This window comes from Massilia psychrophila (genome assembly GCF_002760665.1).
Classification (GTDB): Bacteria; Pseudomonadota; Gammaproteobacteria; order Burkholderiales; family Burkholderiaceae_D; genus JAFCUW01.
In genome coordinates this window covers 1-4,817 of record NZ_PDOB01000067.1, presented here as the reverse complement: position 1 = coordinate 4,817, position 4,817 = coordinate 1, and the positions used below count along the sequence as shown (strand labels likewise).

Here is a 4,817-nt window from a genome sequence, read left to right as displayed (position 1 = left end):
AATTTCTGCGTCATCCGCTCCTGCCTCGACACGCTGCGCAAACAAGGCCACGGCATGCTCGACGTCTTGCGGCGCGCCTTCAATGGCGATCCAATTCGGCTCGCTGCATAGCGGCTAAATAGTCACACCAGGTTATTAGCGGTAGCCTTACGTCACCATGTCAAGGCGAAGACTATTTGGTAACGAAAACGAATTGCGCTTAACCGCGTAGCATAAATTCTTTATTTTTTGATCCTGCTCAACTGCCGATATGTGCGTACCTTATGTTGCCTGTGGCTGATAATCGCATTATCGATTGAAGTGATTTTTAATTAAAATAAGTTCAATGAATTTTTAAATTTGCATTTTTACTCGGCACGTTTATTTTGAGTAAGATTTTGGACAGCGGCTGCTTTGTAATTCAGCGCTCATTAATATGGAACAGTACCGCGGCAAATCGGTAGAACTTTCTGACTTTGCAAAATTTCAATTAAGTTTTCTTGAAGGAATCTTCAAATGAATTGTTTCCCTAATATTGCCGATGAGGCCTCTCCGCTCGCTTCGGTTAACGAAAATGACTCCGACGAGTCGCTGACGCGACGCCGGTTCATGACTCTGCTAGGGGGCAGTGTCGCTTCGCTAGCGGTCCAAGGCTGCGGGGGCAGCGCGGACGAAGGTGTCGATCGGAAAGCATTGCTAATGCCGCTTCTAGTGGTGGGTGGAACGCCGGCGGCCACTGGACCAGTCGTTGCCTCCTTTCAGCTAACGTCACCAAGTACCGGGACCAAAAGCCAGCCCTTTACGCTTGGTCACGCGTTCGAAAAGGGCCGCGTGCCGTCCGGTGCACGATTAATTGGCAGCATTTCGGATTTGCAGGTTATTGCAAAAAACACATGGCCGGACGGTTCCCTTAAATTTGCCATCATTTCAGGAAGAGTCACATTGGCCGCTAGCACGGCGCTGACCGTCAACCTCAATATTGGCATGCCGAATGCCATCCCCAACCTGACCACCGAAAACCTACGTACGACTGGAGCGACCGCATCGATCGGCGCCGGTGCGTTCGGCACCGTTTCATGGACCAGTGCGGATTGGGCGACCCCTTTCATGACCTGGATTAGCGGACCGTTCATGAGTTCGTGGCTCTACCGTAAGCCGATTGGCAGTGACGCCCACTTGGTTGGCTGGCTCGAAGTACGTCTGTATCGGGGCGGCGCCGTGGAGATCCTGCCGTGGATCGAGAACGGCTATCTCAACGTCGCGCGGCCAAGCAACAAGCACGCCCCCTATACATTCGATTTTGGCGGTACGCAACGTTTCAACGCGACAATTGATTTGCCAAATCACTGCCGCAGCGTGTTAGTGTCGGGGTCGGCTCTGAGCCATTGGCTGGGAACGGACCCGCAGGTCACGCCGAATCATGACAAGGCTTACCTGCAAACAACTGGATTGGTCCCGACCTACCGGACCTCTGTTCCGATATCGGCGGCGGTATGGTCTTCCTTGGTCAAAAATTACTCGCCGCTGCAACAAGGCAACTACCCAAATGCAATGGGCCAAGCCGGCTACCAGCCCGCGATCGGCCTACTTCCCGAGTGGGATGTACTGTACCTGGCCAGCGATGATCCGCGCGCCTACCCGGGGGTAATCATCAATGCCTATAGTGCCGGCCGTTACGGCATCCACTATCGCGACGAAAACACGCTGCGGCCATTCCGATTTTCGAGTTACCCCAATCTGGTTGTCGACGGCGGCCCCGGCACGGGCATCTCCAACACGGGAGCGTCATCCAGGAATTCCTTCACACCAGCCAGTTCCGGCACCGCGCCGTCGACCTGGGATATTCCGCACCATCCTTCGATCGCCTTTACCGCATACTTGCTGACCGGCCGTTTTTACTTTATGGAAGAGGTGCAGTTCGCCGCCACCATCAACTATCTGGTAAACACGGATGCGACACGGAAATTTTCGGGTGGCGTGTTCCTGTCGAGCGCCGGCGCCAACACGACACGCGGTGCAGGCTGGGCGCTTCGCACGCTGGCCCAGGCCGCGTGCGTTTCGCCAGACGATGACCCGCTGCGCGCCGAGTTTGGAGCATCGATGGCGGCTAACGTCGACTTTTACCACGCGACCTACATTGCCCAAGCAAACAACCCGCACGGCTTCGTCGCGCCATATTCGAACTACACTGCTGGTACCGGGAAGTATTCGGAAGCGGCGTGGATGCAGGACTTTTTTACCGCAGCCGTTGGCTACGCTCTCGATGTCGAGCCGGGCATGACGGCGGCCAGCAATACCAAGCTAGCTGAATTTTTTGCCTGGAAAGCGCAAAGCGTCATCGGCCGTCTTGGCGGCGCGGCGCCTACCGAATACTTGTACCGCGATGCCGGCCGGTACACGTTGTGCATCGCGCCTTCCGACAATGCCGATTTCGCCAGAGGCACAGGCCCTTGGTACCGCAACTGGGGAGAAATCTACCGCGCCACCCTCGGTGTCGCCAATCCCGGGGCCGACGGCCCGCTGCGTGGGGGTAACTACCCGGAGGCGAGCAGTTACTGGGGCAACCTGCAACCGGCCATCGCCTATGCGGTTCGCCACAACGTTGCCGGTGCAATGGCTGCCTACACGCGCATGGTCACCGCGCCCAACTGGAGCGCTATCGTCGCAGATTTTTCCAGCGCGCCAGTTTGGAGCGTTTATCCTAATATGCGTACGCCGCCCGTGATTCCCCCGGTTACTTCCGACCTACCTGCTTGGGTTCCTCCGGTAGGATATTTCGCGGACGTACCGATGCTGAACAGCCCGCAGGACGTGATGCCTGCGATGTACCGCAATTTCCCGAGCGATACCGCGGCCATGGACAGTGCGTTCGTTATGTGGGGCGGTAGCGCAATTTTGCGTGACTTTAGCGAACGCGGCGCGCAAGTGTATTACGCTGGCGGTCATGAAGCCAGCTACTCCTTGCCGAACATCCAAATGTCGCTAATCTGCGATTTTTCGACGCTCAGATGGAGCGTCGCGAACCTGCCGATGCAGCCCAATGTGGCAAATACCTTCGTTAACGGTTTTGCGACCGACGGCACGCCGTACTGCCCGCATACCTACCTCGGGCTGCAGGAAGTGCCAAAAGCTTGGGGCGGTGGCCCCCAAGGTTCCCTGGCGTCATTTTTCTGGGCCGGGAGCAGCTACGAGAACAGGATTAACGTGCTGGACGTTTCCCGCCCAACCCTTGGCTATTCGCAACTAACGACCCGTCAGCCGCAAAACGCCGATCCGAGCAAGATTCGCTTTAACGCTGCCTCGGCGGGAGGAAATTATCCGATCACGGTCATCGATCCAAGCCGTCGCGGCTGGTGGGTTTCCGTCAACGGTGGCGCACGCTACACTTTGTTCATCAGCAGTTCAGGCGAGATTACTCAATATTCTGCATTGGGTGGAAACCTTGCGAACGGCTCGATGGTGCTTTGCAGTGCTCTGAACCTTCTTATTGCTATTGATGGTGGCTATAGCTCGGGACCGAATGCCGGGACCGGATACCGCACCTTGCATATCCGCGACCTGATCACCAGCGCTATCACTAGCAGCACTACAGCAGGCCCTGTTCCTTCAATTACGGGCGGATACGACGGCACGGTGAAATCGTTCAACCGTCCAGACGTGATGGGGCTGCAATGGGTCGACGAACTGGGTTGTGTCGTCGGTTTCGACCAGTCAGCCACACCGCCGGCAATTATCAAACTGACCCCGCCGACAAGCAATCCCGCCACTGGAACGTGGACTTGGAGCACAGTGCCGGTGAGGCATTGGGATCAGGACAGCGCCGGACAGCCTGCATTGCAGACCTCGATGAACAACGTATGGAGTAAATTCCGTTGGGTGCCATCGTTACAGGCATTTGTTTACGGGACTTCGAGGGATCGAAAGCCGCAGGTGATCCGGATCGCGTGACACCGCAGCCCTGTTTCGACGCGGCAGGAAGGACTTTTCGCCAGCCGCAGGGGTCAAACAGCGCGGGTCACGCATCGCCGCGCCGCCGCCGCGCAGAGTAAGCCGATGGCAAATATAGCGAGTGATGCTGGTTCCGGTACCGGCGATGGTCCCGGACCAATCACTTGGGTGCCTTCGAGCTTGAAGTATTCGGAATCGGCCGTGCCCGAATCGGCAATATTGCGGTAATGCGCCAGCGACGGGCCAAAATTGATATCCCACCCCAACGACGCGCCGCCGGTGCTGACGCCATCGCTTAGAGTAAGCCAAAAATCGCCACCAGGCAGTGCGACGGTCAAGTCAAAGGTAGCAAGGTATACGTTAAACGACGCATATTCCATCACCCGAGTGCTCGACAAAAACGCCGCACCAGTTCCATATTCGTTGCCAAACACTGATGACCCAATTGACCATTTCAAGGACATGGGACTGGTATTTGAAGGGGGCCATAGGCCAACCGTTACGCGCGCTAGTGTTGTCGCGCTCACCAGCGTAAACGAGTTGCTTACTATTTGGCTCGGCGAAATCTGTGCTCCCTGAAACGTTGCATCGAAAGCGCCATTCTCGTAAACTACGTCGGCCGAGGCGGAAAAGGCGACTACGAGCGAACCGAGCGCTGCTGCCAATATCTTGACGAATTTCATCGTTGTCCTTTATGATTGCGCAACATATTTATGTGTGCAAAAATTATTCCAGCGATAAAATGTGTTTCGTTTCAATGGCAGTGACTGTTCAGCGTGAGGCGTACCGTGCGAAAAAGGTTGTAAACAATATAGATGCGGTCCATCATGCTGGTCATGAAGAAAAAGCCGTCCCTGCCCGATTTGACCGACCTCACCCGTGGTGAGCTT

At 55.9% G+C, this 4,817-nt stretch carries 2 protein-coding genes; one reads left to right on the top strand and one right to left on the bottom strand.

Features of this window, described 5'->3' with window-relative positions:
- The first annotated feature begins 678 nt into the window (after window positions 1-678).
- Window positions 679-3,927 (top strand): hypothetical protein, encoded by a 3,249-nt coding sequence (locus CR103_RS21480; RefSeq protein WP_143752713.1) that lies wholly within the window; start codon window positions 679-681, stop codon window positions 3,925-3,927.
- 53 nt (window positions 3,928-3,980) lie between these two features.
- Here the strand turns inward: CR103_RS21480 and CR103_RS21475 are convergent, their stop codons facing one another.
- On the bottom strand, window positions 3,981-4,610 hold the full coding sequence (locus CR103_RS21475) for a PEP-CTERM sorting domain-containing protein (protein WP_099917931.1): 630 nt from the start codon (window positions 4,608-4,610) through the stop codon (window positions 3,981-3,983).
- Window positions 4,611-4,817 lie beyond the last annotated feature (207 nt).